The organism is Vogesella aquatica (assembly GCF_028548455.1).
Classification (GTDB): Bacteria; Pseudomonadota; Gammaproteobacteria; order Burkholderiales; family Chromobacteriaceae; genus Vogesella; species Vogesella aquatica.
In genome coordinates this window covers 113,426-137,763 of sequence record NZ_JAQQLF010000011.1, presented here as the reverse complement: position 1 = coordinate 137,763, position 24,338 = coordinate 113,426, and the positions used below count along the sequence as shown (strand labels likewise).

Annotated in this window: 22 protein-coding genes; 9 read left to right on the top strand and 13 right to left on the bottom strand. The window is 61.4% G+C overall.

Annotation, left to right across the window (positions count from 1 at the left end):
- Window position 1 precedes the first annotated feature (1 nt).
- The 3 genes from PQU95_RS10480 to PQU95_RS10470 are packed head-to-tail and all read right to left on the bottom strand — an operon-like array spanning window position 2 to window position 1,094.
- Complete coding sequence (locus tag PQU95_RS10480) at window positions 2-262, bottom strand: BolA family protein (RefSeq protein WP_272751951.1); 261 nt, start codon at window positions 260-262, stop codon at window positions 2-4.
- A complete protein-coding gene (locus tag PQU95_RS10475) occupies window positions 259-561 on the bottom strand; it encodes a YciI family protein (protein ID WP_272751972.1) in 303 nt (100 codons plus the stop codon). The genes PQU95_RS10480 and PQU95_RS10475 overlap by 4 nt, the downstream gene beginning before the upstream one ends.
- Window positions 561-1,094, bottom strand: coding sequence for a septation protein A (locus tag PQU95_RS10470; RefSeq protein WP_272751950.1), 534 nt, complete (start codon window positions 1,092-1,094; stop codon window positions 561-563). Before PQU95_RS10470 ends, PQU95_RS10475 begins: the two co-directional genes overlap by 1 nt.
- A 303-nt stretch (window positions 1,095-1,397) precedes the next feature.
- Here PQU95_RS10470 and PQU95_RS10465 point away from each other — a divergent pair, with 303 nt between their 5' ends.
- On the top strand, window positions 1,398-2,330 hold the full coding sequence (locus PQU95_RS10465) for an exopolyphosphatase (RefSeq protein WP_272751949.1): 933 nt from the start codon (window positions 1,398-1,400) through the stop codon (window positions 2,328-2,330).
- Here the strand turns inward: PQU95_RS10465 and PQU95_RS10460 are convergent.
- The gene (locus tag PQU95_RS10460; protein ID WP_272751948.1) at window positions 2,327-2,998 is read right to left on the bottom strand and encodes an HAD family hydrolase; all 672 of its coding nucleotides are present in this window, start codon (window positions 2,996-2,998) and stop codon (window positions 2,327-2,329) included. The two genes, PQU95_RS10465 and PQU95_RS10460, sit on opposite strands and share 4 nt — an antisense overlap.
- Before the next feature lie 98 nt (window positions 2,999-3,096).
- Between PQU95_RS10460 and PQU95_RS10455 the strand changes: the two genes are divergently transcribed.
- Window positions 3,097-3,723 (top strand): nucleotide-binding protein, encoded by a 627-nt coding sequence (locus tag PQU95_RS10455; RefSeq protein ID WP_272751947.1) that lies wholly within the window; start codon window positions 3,097-3,099, stop codon window positions 3,721-3,723.
- Between the two features lie 213 nt (window positions 3,724-3,936).
- Entirely contained in the window at window positions 3,937-4,887 is a 951-nt protein-coding gene (locus tag PQU95_RS10450) for a GMP reductase (RefSeq protein WP_272751946.1), read from the top strand.
- A gap of 38 nt (window positions 4,888-4,925) precedes the next feature.
- Here PQU95_RS10450 and PQU95_RS10445 read toward each other — a convergent pair whose 3' ends face one another.
- Window positions 4,926-5,666 (bottom strand): EAL domain-containing protein, encoded by a 741-nt coding sequence (locus PQU95_RS10445; RefSeq protein ID WP_272751945.1) that lies wholly within the window; start codon window positions 5,664-5,666, stop codon window positions 4,926-4,928.
- Window positions 5,667-5,809: 143 nt separating this feature from the next.
- Here PQU95_RS10445 and PQU95_RS10440 point away from each other — a divergent pair, with 143 nt between their 5' ends.
- Window positions 5,810-7,411, top strand: a complete 1,602-nt coding sequence (locus PQU95_RS10440; RefSeq protein ID WP_272751944.1) for a methyl-accepting chemotaxis protein — start codon at window positions 5,810-5,812, stop codon at window positions 7,409-7,411.
- 96 nt (window positions 7,412-7,507) lie between these two features.
- Here the strand turns inward: PQU95_RS10440 and PQU95_RS10435 are convergent, their stop codons facing one another.
- From PQU95_RS10435 to lptF, 3 genes are read right to left on the bottom strand one after another with little or no spacing between them, the layout of a single operon-like run.
- The gene (locus PQU95_RS10435) at window positions 7,508-10,081 is read right to left on the bottom strand and encodes a [protein-PII] uridylyltransferase (RefSeq protein ID WP_272751943.1); all 2,574 of its coding nucleotides are present in this window, start codon (window positions 10,079-10,081) and stop codon (window positions 7,508-7,510) included.
- A complete protein-coding gene (gene lptG, locus PQU95_RS10430) occupies window positions 10,078-11,154 on the bottom strand; it encodes an LPS export ABC transporter permease LptG (RefSeq protein ID WP_272751942.1) in 1,077 nt (358 codons plus the stop codon). Before lptG ends, PQU95_RS10435 begins: the two co-directional genes overlap by 4 nt.
- Entirely contained in the window at window positions 11,151-12,260 is a 1,110-nt protein-coding gene (gene lptF, locus PQU95_RS10425) for an LPS export ABC transporter permease LptF (protein WP_272751941.1), read from the bottom strand. Before lptF ends, lptG begins: the two co-directional genes overlap by 4 nt.
- 168 nt (window positions 12,261-12,428) lie before the next feature.
- Here lptF and PQU95_RS10420 point away from each other — a divergent pair, with 168 nt between their 5' ends.
- From PQU95_RS10420 to PQU95_RS10405, 4 genes are read left to right on the top strand one after another with little or no spacing between them, the layout of a single operon-like run.
- Window positions 12,429-13,991: a leucyl aminopeptidase gene (locus PQU95_RS10420; protein ID WP_272751940.1), complete on the top strand. Its 1,563-nt coding sequence runs from the start codon at window positions 12,429-12,431 to the stop codon at window positions 13,989-13,991.
- The gene (locus PQU95_RS10415) at window positions 13,978-14,403 is read left to right on the top strand and encodes a DNA polymerase III subunit chi (RefSeq protein WP_272751939.1); all 426 of its coding nucleotides are present in this window, start codon (window positions 13,978-13,980) and stop codon (window positions 14,401-14,403) included. The genes PQU95_RS10420 and PQU95_RS10415 overlap by 14 nt, the downstream gene beginning before the upstream one ends.
- The gene (locus PQU95_RS10410) at window positions 14,400-16,574 is read left to right on the top strand and encodes a hypothetical protein (protein ID WP_272751938.1); all 2,175 of its coding nucleotides are present in this window, start codon (window positions 14,400-14,402) and stop codon (window positions 16,572-16,574) included. Before PQU95_RS10415 ends, PQU95_RS10410 begins: the two co-directional genes overlap by 4 nt.
- Window positions 16,574-17,128: a cob(I)yrinic acid a,c-diamide adenosyltransferase gene (locus PQU95_RS10405; RefSeq protein WP_272751937.1), complete on the top strand. Its 555-nt coding sequence runs from the start codon at window positions 16,574-16,576 to the stop codon at window positions 17,126-17,128. The genes PQU95_RS10410 and PQU95_RS10405 overlap by 1 nt, the downstream gene beginning before the upstream one ends.
- A 60-nt stretch (window positions 17,129-17,188) precedes the next feature.
- On the opposite strand, the gene PQU95_RS10400 is transcribed toward PQU95_RS10405, so the two are convergent.
- Window positions 17,189-18,373, bottom strand: coding sequence for an EAL domain-containing response regulator (locus PQU95_RS10400; RefSeq protein ID WP_272751936.1), 1,185 nt, complete (start codon window positions 18,371-18,373; stop codon window positions 17,189-17,191).
- Window positions 18,374-18,510: 137 nt separating this feature from the next.
- On the opposite strand from PQU95_RS10400, the gene PQU95_RS10395 reads away from it, so the two are divergent.
- Window positions 18,511-19,050: a hypothetical protein gene (locus tag PQU95_RS10395; RefSeq protein WP_272751935.1), complete on the top strand. Its 540-nt coding sequence runs from the start codon at window positions 18,511-18,513 to the stop codon at window positions 19,048-19,050.
- A gap of 106 nt (window positions 19,051-19,156) precedes the next feature.
- Here PQU95_RS10395 and PQU95_RS10390 read toward each other — a convergent pair whose 3' ends face one another.
- From PQU95_RS10390 to PQU95_RS10375, 4 genes are all read right to left on the bottom strand, one after another.
- Window positions 19,157-20,275 (bottom strand): PrpF domain-containing protein, encoded by a 1,119-nt coding sequence (locus PQU95_RS10390; RefSeq protein WP_272751934.1) that lies wholly within the window; start codon window positions 20,273-20,275, stop codon window positions 19,157-19,159.
- Complete coding sequence (locus tag PQU95_RS10385) at window positions 20,272-21,498, bottom strand: multifunctional CCA addition/repair protein (protein ID WP_272751971.1); 1,227 nt, start codon at window positions 21,496-21,498, stop codon at window positions 20,272-20,274. Before PQU95_RS10385 ends, PQU95_RS10390 begins: the two co-directional genes overlap by 4 nt.
- Window positions 21,498-22,436 (bottom strand): complex I NDUFA9 subunit family protein, encoded by a 939-nt coding sequence (locus tag PQU95_RS10380; RefSeq protein WP_272751933.1) that lies wholly within the window; start codon window positions 22,434-22,436, stop codon window positions 21,498-21,500. Before PQU95_RS10380 ends, PQU95_RS10385 begins: the two co-directional genes overlap by 1 nt.
- A 70-nt stretch (window positions 22,437-22,506) precedes the next feature.
- Window positions 22,507-24,336 (bottom strand): lytic transglycosylase domain-containing protein, encoded by a 1,830-nt coding sequence (locus PQU95_RS10375; protein WP_272751932.1) that lies wholly within the window; start codon window positions 24,334-24,336, stop codon window positions 22,507-22,509.
- Window positions 24,337-24,338: the final 2 nt, after the last annotated feature.

The window sequence follows — 24,338 nt, the reverse complement described above, 5'->3', positions numbered from 1 at the left end:
GTCAGAGTTCTTCTGGGGTAAGGGTGCGCATGGCTAGGGCGTGGATGCCGTTTTGCATCAGGTCGCCCAGTGCCTGGTAAACCAGGCGTTGGCGCTGTACACGATTCTTGCCGTTGAAAGCGGCCGATACGATCAGCAGGTCGTAGTGCCCGCCCGAGCTGGCACCGGCGTGGCCGGCGTGCGCTGCGCTGTCGTCCTGGATATCCAGGTGGCTTGGTGCCAATACGGCAAGCCGGGTTTGCATGGTGTTGATGATGCTCATGCCGGCAGTACTTTGCGGAACGGCTTGACACTAACCGAGGCATAGACGCCCGCGGCAACGTACGGGTCGGCTTCTGCCCAGCTTTGTGCTGCCTGCAGGCTGGCAAACTCGGCTACGATGAGGCTGCCACTGAAGCCTGCGGCGCCAGGGTCGTTGCTGTCGACGGCCGGGAAAGGGCCGGCCAGTATCAGCCTGCCTTCAGCCTGTAGTGCTTGCAGGCGTTCCAGATGGGCCGGGCGCGCAGCCAGGCGTTGTGCCAGCGAGTCGGCAACGTCCTGGCCGGTAATGGCGTACAGCATCAAGGTGTCTCCTCAATATATTTCGACAGGTACAAGCTTTGGGCAATCACAAAGGCAATCATCAGGCCGAAGCCGCCAAACAGCTTGAAGCTCACCCAGGTTTCTTCGCTGAAGTTAAAGGCAACAAACAGGTTGACGCCGCCTAATGCCAGAAAGAAAGCAGCCCAGGCCAGATTCAGCTTTTTCCAGACTGCGTCAGGCAGCTGCAATTGGCCGCCCATCAGACTCTTCATGCCGAAGCGGCCGGTAAACTGGCCGACCAGCAAGCCACCACCCATCAGCCAGTACAGCACGGTGGGCTTCCACATGATGAAATGCTTGTCGTGCAGCAAGAGCGTGGCACCACCCATGACAACGATCAGCCCCAGGCTGATCCACTGCATGGTTTCCACTTTCTTGTGTTTAAGCCAGGTCAGCGCCACCATGATAGTGGTGGCAGCAATAGCGATGCCGGTAGCCAGGAACATGTCCTTGGTCAGCCAGTAGCAGCCAAAGAACAGAATGACTGGGAACAGGTCGGAGAGAAATTTCATGTGCAGGATTATGGGGGCAGGCCAAATGCAAAACAAGTGTGACAAAGGGGCAGGCTTTTCGTTCATTTGCTGCCAATCGTCGTCGCTGCATAGGCTGCAGCCCAAGTGTGCATCATTTAGGTTACAGCTATCGTATCTGTGCCGTACCGCGTGGTGCTGCGAAGTGAATGAATGACAAGGAGATTTTGTGCTGGTGGCTGTGGCAGTGCTATGGATAGGTCGATTTCCTGCGCGCAAAATGCAGCCGGCACGCTATCATGGGCTGTTCGCCTGATTAATACGGCTTCAAGCTGGAGATCCATTATGGCCTATGAAAAGTATCGTTTGGTAACCCGCAGTGACTTTGACGGTTTGGTCTGTGCAGTTCTGCTGAATGAGCTGGACCTGATAGACGAGATCAAGTTTGTCCACCCCAAAGATATGCAGGACGGCAAGGTGGAGATCACCGGCCGTGATATCACCACCAACCTGCCTTATGTGCCGGGCGCTTACTTGGCGTTCGACCACCATTTTTCCGAGACTTTGCGTAACACGGGTGAAATCACCAACCATGTGATCGACCCGGATGCGCCATCTGCGGCCCGCGTCGTGTATGACTACTATGGTGGCAAAGCGCGTTTTACCGGCATTAGCGACGATATGATGGAGGCGGTGGACAAGGCTGACGCCGCGCAATTCAGCCGTGACGAAATCCTGGCACCCAGGGACTGGGTGTTGCTGAACTATTTGATGGATGCGCGCACGGGTCTGGGGCGCTTTCGCGAGTTCCGTATCAGTAACTACGCGCTGATGATGGACCTGATCCAGTACTGCCGTAACCACACCATCGAAGAAATTCTGGCTTTGCCTGATGTAAAAGAGCGGGTTGAGCTGTATTTCGAGCACGAGGCCAAGGCACGGGAGCAGATTGAACGCTGCGCAACGGTGCACGGTAATCTGGTAGTGCTCGACCTGCGTGAGGAAGACCTGATCCACCCGATCAACCGCTTTGCCATCTACGCCATGTACCCGCAGTGCAATATTTCCATTCACGTATTGTGGGGGCTGAACAAGCAAAACACGGTATTTGCCACTGGAAAATCCATTCTGGATCGCAGTAGCAAAACCAATGTTGGTGCCTTGATGCTGGAGTACGGCGGCGGCGGCCACGAGGCAGCCGGCACCTGCCAGGTTGAAAACGAAGAAGCGGTTGCTGTGCTGAACGTGCTGATCAAGCGCATCAATGCCGATGGTTAAACCAGCCGGGCCAACACGGCTTGGGCGGCATGCAGGTCCTGGCATACGGCCAGGGCCTGTTTTGCTATATGGGCTGGTGGCGGCACCAGGTCTGGAATGACGATGACGCGCATATCGGCAGCCAGTGCAGCCTGGGCGCCGTGCGGTGAGTCTTCGAGCACAATGCAATCCGCTGGCGAGACGCCCAGCAGTCTGGCCGCTTGCAGGTAGACATCTGGCGCTGGCTTGCTGTGTGCTACTTCGTCACCGGCGACGGTGTGGGTGAAGTAGCGCTGCAAGCCAGTGCGCGTGAGCTTGAGATCCGCCAGGGTGCGCTGGGTGGCGGTGGCCACGGCGCGTGGCAGGTTTTCCTGCAGGCACCAGTCCAGCAGGGGGAGTATGCCGGGTTTAAGCGGTATGTCTGCCTGGTGTAGCATGCGGTGGTAGCGTTGCCGTGCAAGCTGGCCAAAGGTCTGCACATCATGTCCGTCAGGCAAGGTGTCCGCCAGGTACTGCAGGCAGCGTTCGGTGGATAGCCCCACCATCATCTGCAGTTGCTGCTGGCTAAGCGGAATGCCTTGTTCCTGTGCTGTTTGTCGCCAGACTTGGCCGGACAGGGCTTCGGTATCGATCATCAGGCCGTCCAGGTCAAATAGCAGGGCGGTGAAGGGGCGGTTGGGCGTAGGCATGGCAAACTCGGCGTCAGGCTGGGCATGGCAGAATAAACCAGCAGGTGGCACCTTGCACGCAGTGCGGGAGTGGGCAGCCTGCTTTGCAGAAAGTACTTATGGCGTATTCGATACTGGTGGCCAACCCCAAGGGGGGGAGTGGCAAATCGACCTTGTCTACCAACCTGGCCGGCTTTTATGCCGCGCAGGGCACGCACATCATGCTGGGCGATGTGGATCGCCAGCAGTCTTCCCTGGCCTGGCTGGCTTGCAGGGATAAGGCATTGCCGCCGATTGATGGCTGGAAGGTGACCGCAGGTGAGCCGGCGCGCCCGCCAAAGGGTACGCAAGTTATTGTGCTGGATAGCCCTGCAGGTTTGCATGGTAAAAAGTTGGCCGCACTGGTGGCCAAGGTGGATCGCGTAATTGTGCCCATTCAGCCATCGCCGTTTGATATGTGGGCCAGCCGTGATTTTTTTGAGGTGCTGCTGCAAGAGAAGGCAGTGCGCAAGCAGAAGGCCTTTGTCGGCGTGGTGGGGATGCGTATCGATTCACGCACCAAGTCTGCGCGCGATCTGCAGCAATTTCTGGATGGGCTGGGGGTGCCGGTGATCGGCTATTTGCGCAATACCCAGCTATACGTGCAAGCCGTTGCCATGGGCCAGACGTTATTCGACCTGCCTCCCGCTCGCGCCAGCAAGGAGCGTGAAGCCTGGCAAAGCATTATCGACTGGCTGGATAACTGAGCATGACGGCTGGCGGCAAGAAAATGTTTCTTGTGGTTGACACCAGTGGGCTTGGGCTGTAAATTTGAAATGTTTGTGCGCGCCCTCTGCGGAGGCAAGCGCAGGGATAAATGCAAGCGGAAGCCATTGGCTTCCGCTTTTATTTTTGGGGCCCCCATATTTATGTCGCTATCCGGAACGGCGGCATGTCACCCCAAATAGATGGAGCGCATCATGCACAAGACCGAATTGAACTATGGCGATGTTTACCTGGTACCACGGAAAACTGTCGTGGATAGCCGTAAAGAATGTGATACCTCGGTACAGTTTGGCCCGCGGCGTTTTGATATGCCGCTATATGCCTCGAATATGAAAAGTGTTGTCGATGCTGAAACGTGTGAATATTTCGCTCGGCACGGCTGGTTTTACACCATGCATCGATTTAATGTAGATACCGTTGCATTCGTGGCGGGTATGCAGCAAAAAGGTTTGTTTGCTTCGATCAGTGTCGGTGTGAATGACGATACTATCGAGCAGCTGCAGGCCCTGAAAGATGCAGGCCTTACCCCGGAATATATCACCCTGGATATTGCCAATGCGTGGTGCGTCAAGGCCGAGCGCATGATCAAGCTGGTCAAGCAGATGTTTCCTGCCAGCTTCCTGATCGGTGGCAATATCGCGACGGCAGAGGCGGCGCGAGACTTGCAGGCGTGGGGTTGCGATGCCATCAAGGCAGGTATTGCCGGCGGGCGGGTGTGCATTACCAAGAACAAGACCGGCTTCCATCGCCCGATGATTTCCACGGTGCAGGATTGTGCAGCAGCAGTGACCATACCGGTGATTGCCGATGGTGGCATTGTGGAGCACGGCGATGTGGCCAAGGCGCTGGCCTGCGGTGCCACCATGGTGATGGCGGGTTCGCTATTTGCTGGTTATGACGAATCGGCAGGCGAGATTGTGGAAATAAACGGCAAGCACTACAAAGAATATTTTGGTAGTGCCTCGCAATTCAACAAGGGTGAATACAAAAACGTAGAAGGTAAAAAAATCCTGGTTGAATATAAAGGCCGAATGGGGCGTGTGCTGGTAGAGTTAAAAGAAGATTTGCAATCGTCTATCAGCTATGCGGGCGGTAAAGATATTGCAGCACTCCGTCAGGTTGATATGATCGTCGTGGCACGATAAGCCATGCGGCCAACCTGCAAAGGTTGGCCGCCATATTTTCAGGCACGTGTGTTGATGAATTCGGGTCTGAATAAGTAACCCTGTACGTAATCCACTTTCAATTGCCTGGCAATGGCCAGGTCGTTTTCGGTTTCAATTCCTTCCAGAACGGTTTTCTTGTTTTCTTCTTTTGCATAGCGCAGCAGCATGGCCAGCATGCGCCGTTGTGCCGGCTGATGGATGGCTTGCAGCCAGTGGCGGTCGAACTTGAATATGTCCACGCTGCACAAGATAGGTAGCGATAGCATGGTGCCGATGCCGCCTATGTCGTCCAGTGCGGTCTGTATCCCGCGCGCCGCCAGGCACTCGGCTAGCCACATGCTGCGGTCTGCATCCTGGATGCTGGCGTTTTCGATGATTTCCACCACAATCCGGTCCGGCTCACCCAGTAGCTGCAGCATGGGGTGCTGGTCTGGCGCCGAGCTGCTGACGGTAAAGGCATCCGGGTCCAGGTTCAGGAATAGCAAGCCTTCTGCCGGGGCGCTTTCAGTTTGCCAGCGCTTGCTCATCAGCTCGGCTTGTACCAGGGTGACGGGTGAGTGGTGCAGGGTGGCAAACACGCTTTGCGGTGGTATCGGCTGGCCGTTGCGTCTATAGAAGCGTGCCAGTGCCTCGTGACCTATAGTGTCAAGGGTGCGGGTATGCTTGATGGGCTGGAACTCGGCGCCAATGCGCTGATGCTCAATGATGTCCAGCAGCGTTTCGGTGTCCAGGCCTTGGGTAACTGACAGGTGCGGCATGTTTTATGATATTAATTATCGTTACGATAATGTACTGTGTTCTATGCGCGCTGAGAAGTGTTTTGCATTGCAATAGATGTATATTTGATTAGTGTTCACTTATAAATGATAGAATTCTGCGACCACACACAGAAGAATCAGCCATGAAGATCAATGCCCCTGTAACGGCCAATGAGTTGTTCCTCGACCCGCAGCGCCCCATCGTTACCAAGACTGACCTGAAAGGGGCGATCACCTATGCCAACCGGGCCTTCATCGAAATCAGTGGTTTCGAGGAGCGCGAGCTGTTGGGGGTGAACCACAATATCGTCCGTCATCCGGATATGCCACCGGAGGCGTTTGCCGATTTGTGGGAGACGGTAAAGACGGGCAAGCCTTGGCGCGGCATTGTGAAAAACCGTGCCAAGAGTGGTGATTTCTACTGGGTGGAGGCCTATGTCACGCCCATTACCGTGAGTGGCCAAGTGCAGGGTTATATCTCGGTACGCAGTACGCCCAGCCGGCAAGATGTTGCCGCCGCCGAAGCGTTATACCAGCAGGTGCGCAACAAGCAAGCGGTGTTGGGTTCTACCCTGAAGGCTTACGCTGGCCGCAAAGATAGTGGCAAGATCGGCTTCGGGCTTACCGGGCTGTTCGTCAGCATGCTGTTTGCTGCCGGTGCGGTGCCCGGTCTGCAGGATATGCCGCGGTTGGGCCTGGCGCTGGTGGGGGTCGTGGGCTTGAGTGCTACCTCGCTATGGTGGCGTCGCAGCGAAGCCCAGGCGATGGCGGTGATTCATCGCGGCCTGCGGGCGCTGGGGGAGGGCCGCCTTGAACAGCCATTGCATGCCAACCTGGGCGGGCAGATCGGCCGCATGACCGACAGCCTGGAAACCCTGCGCCTCAGCCTGCGTGCCATGGTGGCGGATACGCTGGCGACCAGCAGCCTCACGCACAAGCAGGCTGCGCAGCTGGGTAGTGAAATGTCAGCCCTGGTAGACCGCGCCCGCGAGCAAGGGGGCGGGCTGAACCATATCAGTGATTCGATGATGGTTATCACCGAGTCGGTGGGGAGGATTGCCGGCATGACCGAAGAAAGCGTACGCGGTGCCGAAGCGACGCGTCGTGCCGCTACCGACGGCCAGGCTGTGATGAAGCTGGCCGAGGTCACGGCAGGCCAGGCGGTCGCGGTGGTTAACCAGTCCAAAGCCGAGCTGGGCGAGCTGGAGTCTGCTATTGCCAAGATCAAAGGCATGACTGACCTGATTCACGAGATCGCCGACCAGACCAACTTGCTGGCGCTCAATGCCGCCATTGAATCAGCCAGGGCGGGTGAGTCCGGACGCGGCTTTGCCGTGGTGGCTGACGAGGTGCGCAAGTTGGCCGAGCGCACGGCACAAACCACGGAAAGCATTACCCGGCTGGTGCAGCATATTGTCACCATTACTGATGGGGTGGCCGGCAAAATGGACTTGTCTGCTGCAGAGGTTGGACGCGTCAGCGACGAGATTCGCCAGTCTGCCGGCCATTTGCAAAGCCTGCTGCAGGTAGCGGATGAGGCGCGTGATTTCTCGCTGAGTCTGTCTGCCCAGATGGCTAGCCAGTCGGCGTCGGTACATCAGGTGGCTGCTTCGGTGGAGCAGTTGGCCGCACTGTGCGAGCAAAATGTGAATACGGCGCAGGTAGTGTGTGACAGCTCGCAGCGGCTGGAGCTGGCGGCCAGTGATATGGAAAAGCTCACGCGGGATTTCCGTCGCGAAGCCTGATGCCTGCGCACCTATCGCGCGCACGAGGCTGAAAGCCCCCGCAGATGTGGTCTGCCGGGGCTTTTTCTATGTTGTCAGCCAGGGCTGGCGCTGCCGCTAGACGCGCAATGCTTCGATCAGGTCGGCTTCCAGTGCCAGCAGGGCCTTGTCATCGGTCAGGCGGGGCGAGGAAAGCAGAAACGAGTCTTCCACCCGGCCGCCCAGCGTCATGATCTTGGCGGAATCTACGCTGACCTGGTAGCCGGACAGTACCTTGGCAATGCGCGCCAGCAGTCCCTGGTTGTCTCCGGCCACAATGGACAGTACAAAGTGCCGGCCTTTGTCGTCCGGGCGGATCAGCACCTGCGGTTTGACGGGGAAATTCTTCTGGTGCCGGTTCAGCCGCCCTTTGGCTGGCAGGCTGATGGGGTCTTGCCGCAGCAGGGTGGCGGCCAGTTCGAATTCCACGAAATTGATCAGGTCGCGATAGTTGCCTTCGTGGTGTTCCGGCAAGAATACGTGGAAAGTATCCAGTGCATAGCCATGGCGCGTGGTGTAAATCTTGGCGTCGGCAATGCTGTAGTTGTGGCGGCCCAGAAAAGCGCATAGCCGGGCAAACAGGTCGGGCTGGTCCGGGGTGTAAACCAGCAGTTGCAAGCCTTCTTTGTCTTCGGATAGCCGCGCCCGCACTACGGGCTCTTTGGTGTCCACCAGCCGCCCCAGCATGCGGGTGTGCCAGGCAATTTCCTTGGCTTCGTGCCGCAGGAAATACACGGTTTCCAGTTTTTGCCAGAAGCGGGTCTCGGCGCCTTCGGGCATGATATTCAGGCGCATCAGGCGCAGCGCGGCCTGTTTGCGTTCTTCCAGCTCAGAGTCGATGTCCACATGGCCGCCGCGTTGCAGTGCGCGCCGGGTGGCGTAGAACAGGTCTTCCAGCAGCTTGGCTTTCCAGGCGTTCCATACCTTGGGGCTGGTGCCGCGTATGTCGGCTACGGTCAGGATGTACAGTGCGGCCAACCTTCTGGGGGTGATCACCAGCTCGGCAAATTGCTGGATGGTGTCCGGGTCGTAGATGTCCTGCTTTTGCGCCACGCTGGACATGGTGAGGTGCTGTTGTACCAGCCACACCACCAGGTCTCGGTCTTCACCGTCGATGCCGTGGCTCTGGCAAAACTGTGCCGCGTCTACCATGCCCAGCTCGGAGTGGTCGCCGCCACGGCCTTTGGCAATGTCGTGCAGCAGGCCGGCTACGTACAGCAGCTCGGGGCGGTCGAACTCGTGGATCAGGCGCGACAGCAGCGGGTACTCGTGGTTGAAGGCTGGTATGGCAAAGCGGCGCAGGTTGCGTACTACCATCAGGATATGTTCGTCCACGGTGTAAACGTGGAACAGGTCGTGCTGCATCTGGCCCATGATGCGGCCGAAGGCCGGCAAATACTTGCCCAGTACGCCGTACAGGTTCATGCGGCGCAAGGTGCGGGTAAGCCCGCCGCCGGCGCGGAATAGCTGGATGAACAGCTGGCGGTTTTCCGGGTCGCGGCGGAAGCGGTCGTTGATCTGGCGCCGCGCGTGCCACAAGCCACGCAGGGTGCGCGGCGCCATGCCGCCCAGCTCGTGCTGCTGCAGGTGCAAGAAGGCGCGCAGGATGGTGGACGGCTCTCGCTCGAATACCTGGCTGTCGTAAATGCCCAGCAGGCCGTTCACGCTGTAGAAGTGCTGGTCCAGCTGCTGGGTGATGCGTGGCACGTCGCATAGCAGGCGGGCGCGCAGGTTGGGTAGCAGGATGCCGTTAAGCTGGCTGACGTTCTTGGCGGACTTATAAAAGCGCTGCATCAGCTGCTCGCTGGCGCGCTTGGCCTTGTCGTCCGCCAGGCCGCTCATGCTGGCTACTTGCTGCTGCAGGTCGAAAATCAGCCGGTCCTCGCGGCGGCGCGCGGCCAGGTGCAGGTCGATGCGGATCTGCTCCAGCTGCCGTTCGCTGTAATGAATCAGCCGTGCCTCGGAGGTGGTCAGTATCTCGTTGCGCGCCAGGCTATCCCAGTTCTGCCCCAGGCCGATGGCTTTGCTGATCCACAGGATGGTGTGCAGGTCGCGCAGGCCGCCCGGGCTTTCCTTGACGTTGGGCTCCAGGTTGCTGGTGACGCCGAAGTGCTTGTTGTGGCGCTGTTGTTGCTCCAGCAGCTTGCCCTCCAGGAAGCGCATCGGGTCACGGTGCTTTTCTACCGCCTGGTTCAGCTGGTGATACAGCGTGATATTGCCGGCCAGCAGGCGGTTTTCCAGCAGGGTGGTTTCTACCGTGATGTCGAGCTGCGACTCGCTCAGGCATTCGCTGATGGTGCGTACGCTGTGGCCTACCTCCAGGCCGATATCCCACATGGCACTGACAAAGGTTTCCACAAAGCCGGACAAATGGTGCGAGGTGGTTTCCGGGAGCAGTAATAGCAGATCGATGTCGGAGTGGGGGAAGAGTTGGCCGCGGCCATAGCCACCCACCGCCAGCAAGGCGGCACGCTGGCCCATGCCCAGCACCTCCCATGCCGAGCGGATGATGCCGTCTACCAGCAGCCCGTGCCGGACCAGATACTGCCGCGCATTACGTGTTTCGCGGTATTCCGCCGCCAGCGCTTCGCGGCCTTGCTGCAGTGCCTGGCGCCAGCGGCGGTATTGTTGTGTCTGGTCCGGTGTACTCATCGTCTCTCCTGTCGTGCCAGGGCTGTCAGGCCTGCCAGCAGGAAGAGCAGGGTGGGTAGCGTGGCAGAGGCTATAGGGTTCCAGTTATACAGCAGGCCTAGGTGGCCGAATAAGCGGTTGCTAAAGTGGAAGGCAATGCCCAGGCAGATGCCGGAAAACAGCTTGATGCCCAGGTCGTTGTGGCGGCCGGATACCGGCGTGAAAGCCAGGGCCACCATTACCATCGAGATACACGCCAGCGGGTAGAACAGCTTGCCCCACAGCGCAATTTCGTAGCGTTGTGTTTTCTGGTTGTTGGTACGCAGGTGTTCAATATAAGTCATCAGGTCCATGGCGGACATCTGCTCTGGCACCACCAGCAGCACAGACAGGATGTCCGGCTGGATGACCGAGCGCCAGGTCTGCTCGGCCATGCGGCCAACCTTGATCCGGTCGGGCAGGATTTCGGACTGGCGTACCTGGCTGAGCAGCCAGGTTTTGCTGGCCGGCTGGTACTGGGCGCGCTCGGCGTGGCGTGTCATCACCAAGCGGTAGTCCTGGTCGTAGGTGTAGATGCGTAGGCCCAGCAGGGTGTTGTCGGGCAGCATTTCCCCTACGTTGATGAAGTTGTTGTCGTCCTTCACCCACAGGCCGGAGCGAAACTCCTGCGCTACCAGGGAGTGGGTTGCCTGCAGCTTGATCTGTTCGGCATTTTTTTCCGCCAGTGGCGAGGCGAACTCGCCCAGCAGCAAGGCGGCGATCGCCATCGCTACGCCAAACAGCAGCTTGATGCGCGCAATCTGTCCCAGCGACACCCCGGCGGTGCGGATGGCGGTATATTCGGAGGTGCTGGAGAGTTGCGACATCGCCACCATGGCGCCGATCAGCACGGCCAGCGGCATCAGCTCGTAGGCGTGGCCTGGCATCTGTAGCAGGGTGTACATCAGCAAGGTGCCGGAATCGAAGCTGCCTTTGCCTACATTGGGTAGCTCGCGGATGGCGTCAAAAAAGCCGTATAGGCCCAGCAAACAGGCTAGCGTGAATAGCGTGGCGGCGGTAAAGCGTGTCAGCAGGTAATTGCGCAGCATGCTCATGCGGATTTCCTCCGCAGCAATCGTTTCATACGGGTAAGCCAGGGTTCGGCAGGGCGGTTATGGTAGTACAGCAGGGCGGCAGCCAGGGCCAGCATGGCGGCGTGGGCCGGCAGGATAGCCAGCGCGCTGGAGAGCTTGTCGCTGCTGATGGCATCGCGTAGTAGCCACATCAGGTTCTGGTACACCAGGTAGGCGCCCAGCGCAAATACCAGGTTGTAGGCGTGGCCGGCGCGCGGGTTGAAATAGCTCAGCGGGATGGCCAGCAAAGCCAGTATCAGCGCACAAAGCGGCAGGGATAGCCGCCACGCCAGCTCGGCGCGGTCGGCCGGGTTGTCGCTGCCCAGTAGCTGCAAGGTTGGCCGCGTTTCGCTATCCAGCTCCGGGCGTACAATTTTTTCGGTATCGCTGATTTTCAGTGTGTAGTGCTCGAACTCGGCTACTTCAAACGCCCCCGAGCCTGGCTCGCCGGTGTAGCGGCTGCCATGTTGCAGTATCAGTACCCGGTTGCCATCCTTGTCCGTGCCGAGCTGGCCCGCCTTGGCAAAGATGGATGACACCTCGCCCGCCTTGATGCTCTGCACAAACACATTGCGGGTGGCGCCACTCAGCGCCGAGTAGCTTTCGATGAAGTAAACGCGGTCGCTGCTGCGCGACTCCTTGAATACGCCGGGTGACAGTGCGGTCATTTCTTCGCGCTGCTTCAGGGTTTCGGCGTACTCCTTGCTACGCTGCACCGCCCAGGGCTCTATCACCGTGGTGCCGACGGCAATCAGCAAGGACAGCGGCAGCGCGAAACGCAATACCGGCCATACCCAATCGGTGAGCGATTTGCCACTGGCCATCCAGACAGCCATTTCATGCTCGCGCCACATGCGGGTAAGCGTGACAATGACGCTGACGAAGATGGTGAGAATCATCAGCACCGGGAAAAAGCCGATCGACCAGAAGCCGATCAGCGCAAAAATGGCATCGCTGGCAATACGCCCTTGTGCGGCGCGGCCCAGCATATTGATCGTTTGGGTGCTCAGCAGAATGGCGAGCAAGATGGAAAACACCCCGATACTGGTATAAGTCAGCTCTCGGGTAAGGCTTTTCTGAAAAAGCATAAAACAGGCCCGTTTTTGACAATTCGTCAAAAGGATAGTGATAATTGGAAAGGTTAACCTGAATGGTTGTCGGCCAGAAAATCAAGGCTTGTCGGCCGGTTCCGGCCAGGCCAAAAGCCTGCTGGAACGTATGTCTTGATGAACCAAACACACATGGTGGAGCGTTGCATGGAGTTTAACATTAAAAGCGGAAGCCCGGAAAAACAGCGCGTAGCCTGCGTTGTGGTCGGTGTTTACGAAACCCGCAAGCTGTCTTTTGCTGCCGACCTGCTTGACCGCATATCGAACGGCTTCATTACCGATGTGCTCAAACGTGGCGACATGGACGGCAAGCTGGGCACCACCCTGATCCTGCATTCCGTGCCGCATACCCTGTGTGACCGCGTCATGCTGGTTGGCCTGGGCAAAGAGCGGGACTTCCGTGCCAAAGAATACCGTGAAGCCATCCGCGCTTCGGTAAAAGCCCTGGCCGCCACCCAGTCCAACGAAGTGGTGAGCTACCTGTCCGAGCTGCACGTGAAGAAACACGATGTGGAGTGGATGGTAGAGCAGGCTACCGTAGTAACGCTGGACACCCTCTACCGTTTTGACAAGTTCAAATCGCGTCTGGACGAAGTGCGCGAGCCGCGCAAGATGACGCTGGCCGTACCGCGCCGCAGCGACCTGACCGATGGTGAACGCGGTCAGCAACGTGGCCAGGCCATCGCCGCCGGCATGAAGCTGGCCAAGGACCTGGCCAATGCCCCGGGTAATGTCTGCACCCCGGTATACCTGGCCGAAGTCGCGCGTGACATGGCGCTGGCCTTTGGTGCCGAGGCCGAGGTAATGGGCCCGGCCGAACTGGATGCGCTGAAAATGCACTCCTTCCTGTCTGTGGCCAAAGGCAGTGACGAAGAAGCCCGCTTTGTGGTGCTCAAGCATTTTGGTGCCAAAGACAAGAACGACCGTCCTATCGTGCTGGTAGGCAAGGGTCTGACCTTCGACTCCGGCGGTATTTCGCTGAAGCCGGGCGAAGGCATGGATGAAATGAAGTACGACATGGGCGGTGCTGCTGCCGTGATCGGTGCTTTCCGTGCCGCTGTCGACATGAAACTGCCACTCAACCTGATTTGCGTGGTGGCTACCTGCGAAAACATGCCGTCCGGCCGTGCGCTGAAACCGGGCGATATCGTGACCTCCATGTCCGGCCAGACCATCGAAGTGCTGAATACCGACGCCGAAGGTCGCCTGGTGCTGTGCGATGCACTCACTTACGTCGAACGCTTCAACCCGGCTACCGTAGTCGACGTGGCCACGCTGACCGGCGCCTGCGTGGTCGCGCTGGGCCACATTGCTACCGGCCTGTACAGCAACCAGGACAGCCTGGCCAAAGAGCTGTGGGCTGCCGGTGAAGAGGTAGGTGATCGCGCCTGGCACATGCCGCTGTGGGACGAATACCAGGAGCTGCTGAAGAGCCCGTTTGCCGATATGGCCAATATTGGCGGCCGTGCCGGTGGCAGCGTCAGCGCCGCCTGCTTCCTGTCGCGCTTTGCCAAGGCCTACGACTGGGCCCACCTGGATATCGCCGGTACCGCCTGGCGTGGTGGCAAGGACAAGGGTGCCACTGGCCGCCCGGTGCCAATGCTGGTGCAGTTCCTGCAAGACCGTGCCGACATTGCGCTGGGTAACGTGGTCCGCCGCGGCCGCCCCCGTCGTGAAGTGGTAGAAACGACAGAAGATGACGCGGATTGATTTTTATACAGGTGTCGCCAATGTGCAGGCTTTTGCCTGCCGTGCGGCACAAACTGTATACCGCAAGGAAGAACGGCTGCTGGTCGTTCTTCCTGACGACCAGGCGCTGCAGGCTTTTAGCCGGGCGCTTTGGTCTTTTGGCGATACCAGTTTCATTGCGCATTGCGAGTGGAACGCGGCGGAGGCGCCGTCGTCGCGTATCTGGCTCGCCACCCATTTCGATATACCTGCCGGCCCGACAGTTTTATTGAATCTGGGTGAAGAAATGCCTGTCAACCCTGCGGGGTTTTCCCGTATTCTGGAGGTGGTTAGCCAGGAGGAGGCTTCCCGGGCAGTAGCGCGTACACGCTACCGTGCCTACCTCGACCTGGGCTTTGATATTCACCATCACGACATGAGTGATGCCGCATGACAAACCCGACTCCCGACCAGGGCTGGAACCCGCAAGACCTGCCTGTACTGACCGATGTGGTAGAGGTAGAAGCGATTCCGGTGCTGGATATTCCTGCCTACGATTTTTCTGCCGAGCTGGACGCCCTGGCGCAGGTTTTACCTGGCGAGGCGCCACCAGGGCTGACCCTGCCGGACGAGCTGTCGCTCGATGATGTGCTGGGTGACGACCTGGGCGATGCCGAGCAGGCCAGCCTGAATGCCAGCCAGCTGATCGAGCGCCTGCCGTCGCTGGACCTGGAAGTGGACCTGCCTAGCGAACTGTCGCTGGATGATGTTTTGCCGGGTCTGGATCATCGCCATGACAACCCGCTTGCAGCCAGCCCCCTGGCCGGTAGTGGCCAGCCCGCGGATGACTTTGTTTTCGAGCTGGACGATGTGCCGCAGGCCAGTGCTCCTGAGGCTGCAGGCAGCAGCGACGGGCTAGGGGCGTTGTTTGCCCGCGCCACCTTCGAGCCGGTTGTACCCAGTACCAGCGTAGTGCCGCCGGATGCGCCCGCTGACGCCGGTCTGGATGCCTTGCAGCCAGACCAGGCATCGCTGGACCAGTTTGCCGCCCAGCTGGACGATTTCGATGAGCCGGCAGACCTGCCGGAGCTGCCGCTGGATGCTTTCCTCAACAAAGCCGACGACGCTATTTCGCCGCAAACCGAGATTTTTGCAGCAGCGTCTACCGACGACGAGTGGGCCAGCACCTGGGAGCCGCCAGCCACACAGGCTGCCGATCTGGCCGAGCTGAACGCCGTGCCGGTGCTGATGCCCGAGCCTGACACCGCACCCGTTTTGCAAAGTAGCCCGCCACTGCTGACCGATGCCGGGTGGGAAGTGACAGGCACCGATGCGCCATTGGCCAGCGATGCGGCCAACCTGCGGCCGGAAGCGGCCATGCCCGACCTGTCTGTTGCCCCCGCTTTCGAAGCCTTGCCTTGGGACGTGCCGGATGAGCCGGCCGCTAACCTGGCGATGTCGATTGACGACATCCTGGCCGATTTGCAACCAGTGCAAGCGCCGTTGGCTGTGGCGCAGGATAAGGTGCTGCCACTCGCGCCGCCAACCCCGGTAACGCTGGCCGAACCGGCGGAAGATCCACTGGTGCCTGTTGCAGAGCCCGTGGTGCAGCCTGCCTTCGACGCAGCGTTAGCTGGCACTGCTGCGCAGGATGAAATCGTGGTAGAAGCCGACTTTGTCGTGCAGCCCGCTGCACCGGAGCCGATGGCGGATGCGGTCGAGCGGGTGACGAGCCCGCCGGTCGAAGAGACAGCGTTTGCGGATATGCCTGCTGCGTCAGGTTTGTCAGCAGTCGCCGAGCCCGTTAGCAGGTTTGATCAGATTAATAGTGAGCTTGGCCGCGCGGTAGAGCCGGTCCCCGCCTGGTTGCAAGCAGCCCAGGCAGAGTTGGCCGCACGCGAGCCTGTGCTGCCCGAGCCGGCGGCGCACGATATCGTGCAGAGCATTTCTCTGGATAGCCTGCCCATGGGTGTATTGGGTGGCGGCCTGGGCCTGGCTGGCGCGGTGGTATCGCCGGCCGCTACGCTGGGCGAACCCGCCGGCAAGCTGCCAGGTGGCGATTGGCCGCTGTCAGTCGCTGGGTTTCATGCCGGCGATAAAGAAGTCGAGCTGGCCTGGGCGCGGGATCTGGGCGCCGAGCCGCCGCTAGATCTGGATCAGCTGCCGGATGCCAGCGAGCCTGAGGTGGCACCGGTGATCGCAGAGGTTATCCGCTTACGGCGTCAGCCGCTGGTGCCGGACGAGTTGGCCGCACCGGCCGTCGTGGCCAGCCCGGCGCAGGTGACGGCGCAGCCCGTACCGGTGTTGTCCGAAAACGATATCCATATCGAAGCCGTCGGTCAGGCCATGCCGGCAGAGGCAAACCAGCCACCGGGTGCGTCTGCGGTGGCGGCCGGGCTGGATGAAAACGCCCTGATCGAGGCGCTTTACGCCCGCGTGTTGCCCCGCATGAAAGTCGAGCTGGCGCTATGGATGCAGGACGCGCTGGAGCAGCAGGCCAAGCAGCTGATGGCTGGCGTGATGAAGCAGCTGAAAGAAGATTTTGACATGATGCTGGCTGAGTCCCTGCGCGCGTCGCTGCGCGAAGCGCTGGACGAGGCCGCTAGCCACAATAAGGAAGTTTGATGACTGACCGTCTGTCCAGCATTATCACCCGTGGTGGTGATGCTGGCACTACCGGCCTGGGCGATGGTAGCCGGGTGTCGAAGAATGCCGACCGTATTCATGCCCTGGGCGATGTAGACGAGTTGAATTGCATTATCGGTTTACTGCGTTGCGAAAGCCTGCCTGCCGGCGTGGATGCCTTCCTGGCAGAAGTGCAGCACGATCTGTTTGATCTGGGCTCCGAGTTGGCCGTGCCTGGCTACCAGGCCTTGCAGGCTGCCCAGTTGTCCATGCTGGAACACCACGCCGCCGAATGGAATGCACAACTGCCACCGCTGAAGGAGTTCATTCTGCCGGGCGGGTGTCGCGCTGCGGCCGTGGCGCACCAGGGGCGTGCGGTATGCCGGCGTGCCGAGCGCAGTGTGGTGGCCCTGGGCGAGTTTGATGCCATGCCAGCCCTGCCGCGCCAGTACCTGAACCGCCTGTCCGACGTGCTGTTCATCCTGTCGCGCCACCTGAATGTGGCTGCGCAGGTGCCAGACGTCTTGTGGCTGCCCAGACGTACTGCCGGCTAAGCGCTTGCAGAACACCAACGGCCTGCGGGCCGTTTTCTGTTTGCCGGTATAGCCGGGGGCTCAGGCGCTGGCGGGCCGGTTGCCGTAACCCAGGTGCGAGGACAGCTCGCTGGAGGCTACCGGCCGTCCCAGATAAAAGCCTTGCAGCTCCAGCTCGGGGTAGCGGCCCTGCAGGTAGGCCAGGTCGTGCGGGTTGTCTATGCCTTCGGCTACCATGCGTAGCTGCAGTTGTTGGCCAATGCGGATAATGCCGTCCAGAATGCTCTGCGTACGGTGCGCCTGGTGAATGTTCTTGATCAGCGTGCGATCCAGCTTCAGCTCGGTAATCGGCAGGTCTTTCAGCTGCTCCAGGTTGGTATGCCCGGCGCCAAAATCGTCCAGCGACAGCTCGAAGCCGCGCATGCGCAGCCGCAGCAGCGCCGCCAGCGTATTGCCCAGGTTGCTGAACGCCATGGTTTCGGTAATTTCCAGCACGATTTGCCGTGGTGGTATCTGCCGCTCTTCTACCTCTTTGATCAGCCAGTCAAAAAATTCGGCATCGTCCAGCAGCCCGCGTGACAGGTTGATCGACAGCCGCAGGTCTTGCGCCCAGGGGTTGCGGGTAAGCAGGTCCAGGCTGGTTTGCACAATGCGCCGGGTCAGCAGCACGATAAAGCCTTCGTGTTCCAGCCGGTCGATGAAGCTGGCCGGCCCCAGTAAGCCATAGGCCGGGTGCTGCCAGCGCGCCAACGCCTCCACCTGTACCGCGCGGTGCTCATGCTGGCTGTAAATGGGCTGGAAGTGCGCACAGAACTGGTTGTGGGCCAGGCCGGTAAAAATCTCGGACAGCGGGATGGCGTGCTCGGCCGTATCCGGGCCCTGGCGCTGTAGTAGCAGCTGCCGCACCTCGCGTAGCAGGGTATCCACTTCGACGGGCTTGGCCAGGTAGGCAATATTGGCAAACCCCAGCTCTTCGGCAGCGCGCATGCAGTTGGACAGCAGCTCGGGCACGTGCCCGCTCAATAGCAGTAGCGAGGGCAGCTGCACATGACGTGACAGTTCTTGCATCAGCTCGATGCCATCCATGCCTGGCATATTGATGTCGGTAATCACCAGGTCCAGTTGCGCTAGCTTGCGTGCCAGCTGCGCAGCCCAGCGGCCGTCCGATGCTTCGTGCACCTCAACGTCTGGCAGGGTGCGGCACAGTGCGGCCAGCGCTTCGCGCTGGCTAGTGCTGTCTTCTGCAATGAGGATATGGCAAGGCATGACGGTCTCCCCTGAGCGGTTGGTTAAGTATAAGCAGCAGTCATCGAAATTCACAGGCATTCTATATGCATAGCTTTGCTTTGACGGATAATTGAACAGTTATGGCACAATGCCGGCTGTTCAATAGAGGCAGAATCATGAAGAAGCAGGCAATGCAGCAAGCGATTGACCAGGCTTTGGCAGAGGGCCAAAGCAAGCAGGCCATTTACAGCGCGCTGCAAGCCAGTGCGGCCAACCCTGGCCAGCTGGCTTACTTGTTGGCCGCTACGGCTACCCCGGCGCGGCGGCGGCAGTATCAGGTAAAAAACCACACCCTTATCGCGGTGATGATGGGTTTTTCTTTATTGTCGCTGGGCGTGGGCTACCAGAATGGCCAGCTGCTGGGCGGGCAGGGTGTCTGGATGGCGCTGTTTTCGGCGCTGGTGCCGGCGGCGTTTGCCGCCGGGTTTTCGCGCTGGATCGCGGCCGCATTCAATGTCTATATCCTGTACGCGCTGATCCAGCTGCCGCAGCTGGTATCGCAGCTGCCCCAGGGCGGCTGGGCGGTGGTGCAGGGGGTGATGACCGTACTGACCCTGCTGTTGACCTGGCACGTGCGCAGCCTGGCTTTTCCCGACTTCAACCCCATGGCCATGCCACGGCGTGATGCGCAGGGGCAGTTCATCTTCCGCGATTAAGCGGCATTGCTACTGCCGGCTGCCCGGGGCAGCTGGCCAGGCTCCGAAACAAACCCCCTGCCAACGTGAGTGAGCAGGGGGTTTTGCTTGCGGCTGCCCGCGCAATTCAGGGCTGCTGCGGTATGTACAGCGTGCCTTGCATCAGCGGCCGCGCGTGGCGCGTCATCACGACTTCGCTCACCTGCCAGCTGCGGCCTTGGCGTTGCACGATGGCTTCCAGCGTCTGGCAGCCACCAGCGTGGGCAAAAGTGAAAGCTTGGCCGCGTACCGGGGCGCCGCATAGCTCGGCGGCTAGCGTGTTCTGGATGGCGGCAGCGGCGGCCAGTGCGATGGCGCCGGTGCCGGTGTAAGCGTGGTGCAGGCGGCCCATCGACACGATGCGGGCAGTCAGCGCGCAGCCGGGCTGGCTGGCCGGCGACAGAAAACTGATCTTGGGCGTGGCCGGGCGTTCGCGCTGGATGGTGTCGATGTCCGGCCCCAGCTTCATCATCACCGCGCCGGCACAGCGTGCCCATTCCAGTTTCTGTTGCTGATCGGCACTAAGGGCGTGGCCGGTTTCGTCGCCACGCAGGCCCAGGTCGGCCGCGCGCACGAACACGGTGGGGTTGCCGGCGTCAATCAGCGTGGCTTCCAGCGTGCTGCCGTCCGGCAGGGTTAAGGTGTCGCGCGGGCTGCCGGTGGGGAACAGCTTGCCGCTGGCGCCGCCGGCCGGGTCGAGAAAGCGTAGCCGGATGGGCCCGGCAGAAAAGGCAATGCCGTCCAGAAAATAGTCCCCCCACCATACCGGCCGGCCATTCTGCATCTGCAGTTCTGCGATGATCTTCTTGCCGATATTGGCCTGCCAGATGTGTACCGCTACCGGGCCGTTGGCAGGGGCGCCGGCTACCATTTTCTGCATCAGTGCAAATACTGGTACGGCGGCGCTGAGATTGCCGCAGTTGCCGGACCAGTCCACCAGCGCATCGGCGATGGCCACGTGGCCGAACAGGTAGTCCACGTGGCAGCCGGGCTGCTGCGACGGGCCGATGATGACGATCTTGCTGGTGCTGGAAATGCCGGTGCCCAGGCCGTCCAGCTGGCTGCCGTACGGGTCGGGGCTACCCAGTGCGCGCATCAGCAGTGCCTGCACGCGGGCTGGGTCGTCGGGTAGCTGGTCGGCGCGGAAGAACAGGCCTTTGCTGGTGCCGCCACGCATCAGTGTGGCGGGGAGTGTGGTAAACGTCATGCCGGGTGCGGGTAGGTTTTCTTGGCCTGGGCGATGGCGGCCACGCGGGCGGCGTCCACGGCCTGGGCGATGTTTTTCTTGTCGGTACAGGCTTTGGCTACCGCGCCGGCGTCCACCGCCTGGGCGGCGGCCAACATGGCGGCCAGGTAGTCGGCCTGCGGATAGTCACACTGCTCGAAGTGCAGGCGGCCACGGGCATCGGCCACGCAGGCGGCCAGCAGCTGGGCAAAGCGTTCCGGGCGCCGCAGCGCGTCGCAGTCGCGCAGCAGGCCCAGCACGGTGTCCGGGCGTAGCTGGAAGGCGGTGTGCACCTTGGTGTGGTACAGCGCGGTGATGCGTGCCAGGTCGCGGCACTCGGCGGGGACGCGCAGCCGTTCGCATAGCGCCAGCAGCGGTGCCTCGCCGCGTGGCTCGTGGCCGATGTGGCGCGGCAGGATGTCGGCCGGCGTGCGCGCCTTGCCCAGGTCGTGCATCAGCGCGGCAAAGCGCACCGGCAGCGGCTGGCCCTGGCTGGCGCTGTAGTCCAGCACGCGCATCACGTGGTCGCCGGTGTCGATTTCCGGGTGGTAGTCGGCGCGTTGCGGCACGCCGAACAGCGCGTCCAGCTCGGGCAGCAGCCGCGCCAGGGCGCCACAGTCACGCAAGGCCAGCAGCATGCGCGAAGGGGTGTCGGTCATCAGGCCCTTGGCCAGCTCTTGCCACACGCGTTCGGCCACCAGCGCGTCTACTTCGCCGTTGGCCACCATCTGCTGCATCAGCGTTTGCGTTTCCGGCGCCACGGCAAAACCGAAGCGGGCGGCAAAACGCGCCAGGCGCAGAATGCGTACCGGGTCTTCGGCAAAGGCCAGGCTGACGTGGCGCAGCACACCGGCCCGCACGTCGGCCACGCCGCCGTAGGGGTCGATCAGGGTGCCGTCGTCGTCCTGGGCGATGGCGTTGATGGTGAGGTCGCGGCGGATCAGGTCCTCTTCCAGCGTGACATCGGGTGCGGCGTGGAAAGTAAAGCCGTGGTAGCCGCGGCCAACCTTGCGCTCGGTGCGCGCCAGCGCGTACTCCTCGTGGGTGTGCGGGTGCAGGAACACCGGAAAATCCTTGCCTACCGGCTTGAAACCACGGGCCAGCATGGCTTCCGGCGTGGCACCCACCACCACCCAGTCACGGTCTTTTACCGGCAGGCCCAGCAGGCGGTCGCGCACGGCGCCGCCAACGATATAGCACTTCATCAGCGGGCAGCCCTGGCGCGGTAGCGGTCTAGCGTCAGGTTGCATTCCTGCTCGCCCAGATATAACGGTGCCACCGCTTCCAGCGCGGTGGGGGCAAAGCCCAGCAGCGCGGCGGGGAAGGGCTGCTCGCTGACGTTATCCACCCGCAGCGAGCGCACATTGTCGGCGCTGAGCAGGGCCGGGCCGGGCAGCAGGCCCAGCAGCGTGGCCTGTAGCATGGCGGCCCATTCCGGCAGGGCGATGATGGTGCGCGGGTGGCCGGACAGGTTGGCCGCATAGGCTACCAGCTGGCGCAGCGTGTAGACGCCGGGGCCGGCCAGGTCCAGCTTGCGGCCAACGGTGGCCGGGCGTGCCAGGCTGGCGGCCACGGCGCGGGCTACATCGTCTACCCATACCGGGGCAAAGCGGGTGCCGGCGCCGCCAATCGGCAGAAAAGGCGCGCTGGCAGCCAGCTTGGCAAACATATTGAGGAAGTTGTCGCTGGCGCCAAAGATCACCGACGGGCGCAGGATGGTGTAGTCCAGGCCGCTGGCTTCGATCAGCCGTTCCGCCTTGCCCTTGGTTTGCTGGTAGTCGCTCGGCGCCTGCTCGCTGGCGCCCAGCGCGCTGATGTGCACCAGGCGGCGGATGCCGCTGGCGTGGCTGGCGGCCACGATTTTTCCTGCTAGTTGCACGTGGGCGCGCTCGAAGGCGTCGCGGCTGCCGTGCAGGATGCCCACCATGCTGATCACGGCGTCGTGGCCGGCCAGCAGCGCGGCCAGCTGAGCCGGCTCGTGCACATTGCACTCGCGCAGCTCGGCGTGCGGCAGCGAAATCAGCGTGGCCTTGTGGCGCTCGCGGTTGCGGGTGGCCAGCGTCAGCGCGTGGCCGTCACGGGTGAGGTGTTCTGCAATGTGGCTGCCGACGAAGCCGGCGCCGCCGATAATGGCTATTTTCATGTTGCACTCCCTGATGATCTTTGCCGCGCGTACGGGTATCGCACGCGCGGCCTTGCCGGGTTCGGCGCTGTTAGCGCGGCGGAATGGTGCCAAGCCGTGCTTTGAGTGTGGCATTACCCTGGCGGAAAGCCCCCGCGTAATACACGGCGTTGGCCATCACCTTCTGTACGTAGTCGCGCGTTTCGTTAAAAGGGATGGTTTCGGTATAGATGGCCCCTTCCAGTGGCCGCGCGGCTTGCCAGCCGCGGGCGCGCCCCGGCCCCGCATTATAGGCGGCGGTGGCCAGCACCGGCTGGCTCTGTAAACTATCCAGCACATGGCGCAGGTACCAGGTACCCAGGCGGATATTGTCGTTGATATCGTTGATCTGGTAGCCCGGCAGGCCCATCTTGCCGGCAACCCATTTGGCGGTGGCCGGCATCAGCTGCATCAGGCCGCTGGCGCCCACGCCGGAACGCGCCACGTTCAGGAAGCGGCTTTCCTGGCGGATCAGGCCGTATACCCAGGCCTCGTCGATATCCAGCTGCTGGGCGTAGGTACGGGTGATGTCACGGTAAGGCGACAGGTAGCGCAGGCTGAAATCATGGTTGTCGCGGGTGCGTTCGGCGGCGTGGATGGCCATGTCGTACAGGTTGCGCTGGCGGGCGATGTCGGCCGCGGCCAGCAGCTGCAGGTCGCTGCGCTCGCGCATGGCCCAGCGCCATACGCGGCGGCCTTCCTCGCGCCATTCCGCGCGGTTGCTGCGTTCGGCCAGTTCAAACAGGGCCAGGGCCTGGGCGATGCCGGGGTCGGCGGCCACGGCGCGGCTGGTGGCGTCGTCTACCACGATTCTGGCCGGTGGTGCTTCCAGCGTGACACCCAGCTCTTCCTTGGCCAGCAGCCCGTAGTAGCTGTGTTCGAAGCTGGTCTTCACGAATACCGGCATGGCCTCAGGCAGGCGGCCTTGCGCTTTCATGGCACGGGCGCGCCAGTATTGCCAGGCCGGTTTGCTGGCGAGGGCATCCGGCATGGCGCTGGCGATTTGCTCCACCCGGGCCCAGTCTTCCTGGCGCAGGGCGGCGCGTAGCCACCATTCCCATTGCTCGTCGTTCAGTTGGGCCGGGTCGGCTTGGCCGTAGGCGGCCAGCGCCGTGGCCACGTCCAGGCGGCGTGCGGCCAACAAGCCCAGCTGGCCGTAGACGAAGCCACGCTGCGCTGCAGACAGCTGGCTGTTGCCAGCCAGTTGCGCCAGTGCGCCGCCCATATCGCTCTTGCCGCGCGTGACCAGTGCCTGCGCTTGCTGTTCGGCGCTGCCCGGGCGGAAGAAGCTGTCTTCCAGGTTGGCCGCAGCGGCCAGGCGGCGTGCGGTGGTAATGAAATTGCCGGTAATCAGCTGGCGCAGGCGCGCCTGTGTTTGCGCGCTGTCGAGCAGGCCGCGGGCGGCCTGGGCGTCGATCAGGCGGTTGCAGCCATCGGCCAGGTTGCCGGCCAGATAGCTGCGGTCGGGTTTGGGGCTTTGCTGTTTTTGCAGGGTGGCCAGGCTGACGAAGCAGCCGGTTTCGGCATCGCGGGCGTTGTCGGCCAGTACCGGGGCGGTTTTCAGCAGCTCGTCCCATTGGCCGCGCCGGCCCATGTCTTCCAGCAGCTCGTTCAGGATGCGTTCTACCAGGTAGCCGCTGCGGTAGCGGTTCACAAACTGGCGTGCCGGGTTGCTGTCGCCACTTTCCAGTGCTTTTAGCGCCAGCCAGTACGCCGGGTAGGCATCCAGCAGGTTTTTGTCGGCTTGGCTGGCCAGGCTGGCCAGGGTGGTGGTGTCGCCTTTGCGGTAGGCGTCGCGTGCATCAAATAGCTGGCTATCGCTCAAGGCGTGGCTTAGCAGCGGAATCAGGGCGAAACCCAGCAGGGAGAATCGTTTTTGCATGG

Excerpts from the sequence above, each read along its gene's own strand:
- PQU95_RS10480 (WP_272751951.1), bottom strand. The coding sequence starts at position 262 with ATGAGCATCATCAACACCATGCAAACCCGGCTTGCCGTATTGGCACCA.
- PQU95_RS10475 (WP_272751972.1), bottom strand. The coding sequence starts at position 561 with ATGCTGTACGCCATTACCGGCCAGGACGTTGCCGACTCGCTGGCACAA.
- PQU95_RS10470 (WP_272751950.1), bottom strand. The coding sequence starts at position 1,094 with ATGAAATTTCTCTCCGACCTGTTCCCAGTCATTCTGTTCTTTGGCTGC.
- PQU95_RS10465 (WP_272751949.1), top strand. The coding sequence starts at position 1,398 with ATGGCCTATGAAAAGTATCGTTTGGTAACCCGCAGTGACTTTGACGGT.
- PQU95_RS10460 (WP_272751948.1), bottom strand. The coding sequence starts at position 2,998 with ATGCCTACGCCCAACCGCCCCTTCACCGCCCTGCTATTTGACCTGGAC.
- PQU95_RS10455 (WP_272751947.1), top strand. The coding sequence starts at position 3,097 with ATGGCGTATTCGATACTGGTGGCCAACCCCAAGGGGGGGAGTGGCAAA.
- PQU95_RS10450 (WP_272751946.1), top strand. The coding sequence starts at position 3,937 with ATGCACAAGACCGAATTGAACTATGGCGATGTTTACCTGGTACCACGG.
- PQU95_RS10445 (WP_272751945.1), bottom strand. The coding sequence starts at position 5,666 with ATGCCGCACCTGTCAGTTACCCAAGGCCTGGACACCGAAACGCTGCTG.
- PQU95_RS10440 (WP_272751944.1), top strand. The coding sequence starts at position 5,810 with ATGAAGATCAATGCCCCTGTAACGGCCAATGAGTTGTTCCTCGACCCG.
- PQU95_RS10435 (WP_272751943.1), bottom strand. The coding sequence starts at position 10,081 with ATGAGTACACCGGACCAGACACAACAATACCGCCGCTGGCGCCAGGCA.
- lptG (WP_272751942.1), bottom strand. The coding sequence starts at position 11,154 with ATGAGCATGCTGCGCAATTACCTGCTGACACGCTTTACCGCCGCCACG.
- lptF (WP_272751941.1), bottom strand. The coding sequence starts at position 12,260 with ATGCTTTTTCAGAAAAGCCTTACCCGAGAGCTGACTTATACCAGTATC.
- PQU95_RS10420 (WP_272751940.1), top strand. The coding sequence starts at position 12,429 with ATGGAGTTTAACATTAAAAGCGGAAGCCCGGAAAAACAGCGCGTAGCC.
- PQU95_RS10415 (WP_272751939.1), top strand. The coding sequence starts at position 13,978 with ATGACGCGGATTGATTTTTATACAGGTGTCGCCAATGTGCAGGCTTTT.
- PQU95_RS10410 (WP_272751938.1), top strand. The coding sequence starts at position 14,400 with ATGACAAACCCGACTCCCGACCAGGGCTGGAACCCGCAAGACCTGCCT.
- PQU95_RS10405 (WP_272751937.1), top strand. The coding sequence starts at position 16,574 with ATGACTGACCGTCTGTCCAGCATTATCACCCGTGGTGGTGATGCTGGC.
- PQU95_RS10400 (WP_272751936.1), bottom strand. The coding sequence starts at position 18,373 with ATGCCTTGCCATATCCTCATTGCAGAAGACAGCACTAGCCAGCGCGAA.
- PQU95_RS10395 (WP_272751935.1), top strand. The coding sequence starts at position 18,511 with ATGAAGAAGCAGGCAATGCAGCAAGCGATTGACCAGGCTTTGGCAGAG.
- PQU95_RS10390 (WP_272751934.1), bottom strand. The coding sequence starts at position 20,275 with ATGACGTTTACCACACTCCCCGCCACACTGATGCGTGGCGGCACCAGC.
- PQU95_RS10385 (WP_272751971.1), bottom strand. The coding sequence starts at position 21,498 with ATGAAGTGCTATATCGTTGGCGGCGCCGTGCGCGACCGCCTGCTGGGC.
- PQU95_RS10380 (WP_272751933.1), bottom strand. The coding sequence starts at position 22,436 with ATGAAAATAGCCATTATCGGCGGCGCCGGCTTCGTCGGCAGCCACATT.
- PQU95_RS10375 (WP_272751932.1), bottom strand. The coding sequence starts at position 24,336 with ATGCAAAAACGATTCTCCCTGCTGGGTTTCGCCCTGATTCCGCTGCTA.